Annotated in this window: 1 protein-coding gene; it reads left to right on the top strand. The window is 39.4% G+C overall.

Features of this window, described 5'->3' with window-relative positions; all coding sequences use genetic code 11:
* A partial coding sequence (locus E1171_RS01215; RefSeq protein ID WP_155203285.1) for a CapA family protein occupies nucleotides 1-1,274 on the top strand: 1,274 nt, incomplete at its 5' end.
* Nucleotides 1,275-1,301 lie beyond the last annotated feature (27 nt).

Below are 1,301 nucleotides of genomic sequence, written 5' to 3'. Positions count from 1 at the left end.
ATAAGGAGATTAGCTTAGCGCTAACTGGGGATGCTATTATTACTAGGAAATTATCCGTCTATCAAGAACCTGAATTTTTGGAAATGATTGATATCCTACGTTCTGCTGATATGGGCTTTACCAATTTCGAAATGCTTTTGCATGATTACGAACCCTATCCTATGCATGAAAGCGGAGGAACTTATATGCGTGCTGATCCCGAGTTAGCAAAAGAAATTAAATGGGCCGGGATTGATATGGTTTCTACAGCTAATAATCACACTGGTGATTATGGAGTAGAGGGAATGAGGTTAACGCTTAAATACCTTAAGGAGGCTGGGTTGGTTCACGCTGGGGCTGGCGAAAGTCTGCTTGAAGCTCGTGAAGCTCGATTTTTTGAGACTCCCAATGGGAGAGTTGCTTTAATATCCTGTGCCTCCACCTTTCCTAAACATTCGGTGGCCGGTGCTTCTATGGGTAATACCACTCCAAGACCTGGATTGAATCCCCTGCGCTATGATAAAAAGTATATCATTAGCAAGGGACAAATGGAAAGACTAACTGGCTTGGGAAAGGAGATGGGTATAATTAAGCCCAGGAGAAAGACGTCAGAAAAATTGAGATTCTTAAAAGAGAATTTTGAAGTAGGAGATGACGTTGGCCTGGTTACTACACCTAATCAGAAGGATTTAGAGAATATTAAAGCCGTAGTTAAAAGCGCAAGCCAATTGGCTGATATTACCATTGTTACCATTCACGCACATGAGCGAAATAAGGACATTTCAATACCGGCTCAATTTTTAACTACTTTCTCAAGGGAAATGATTGATGCAGGTGCAGATGTGATGGTGGGGCATGGTCCTCATGTATTAAGGGGAATAGAAATTTATAAGGGAAGACCTATATTTTATAGTTTAGGAGATTTTATTTTTCAAAATGAAACATTGCAAAGATTGCCCTATGAAAATTATGTACGATACGGGTTGGAGGATAGTGGTCAGGTTTCAGATTTTAATAAAGTTAGATATAAAAATGACACTAGGGGTTTTCCTGCCCGTCCTGAAGTATGGGAGTCGGTCATTGCCTATCCGATATGGAAAAAGGGAAAATTAAAATCTGTTAAACTTTATCCTATTACTCTGGGTTATGGAAAGCCGAGACAGGACAGGGGCAGACCAATGTTAGCCAATAGAGAATTAGGCGAAAAGATTATTCAAAATCTGGCAGCATTATCCAAACCATTTGGAACTAAAATTATCTGGAAGAATGGTGTTGGTTCAGTGAAGTTAGATTAGGAGTAAAATAGATATTCTTTTTTATTC

The sequence above is a fragment of the Xanthovirga aplysinae genome, assembly GCF_009711365.1.
GTDB lineage: Bacteria > Bacteroidota > Bacteroidia > Cytophagales > Cyclobacteriaceae > Xanthovirga > Xanthovirga aplysinae.
This window is presented reverse-complemented; position numbering and strand designations above follow the sequence as displayed.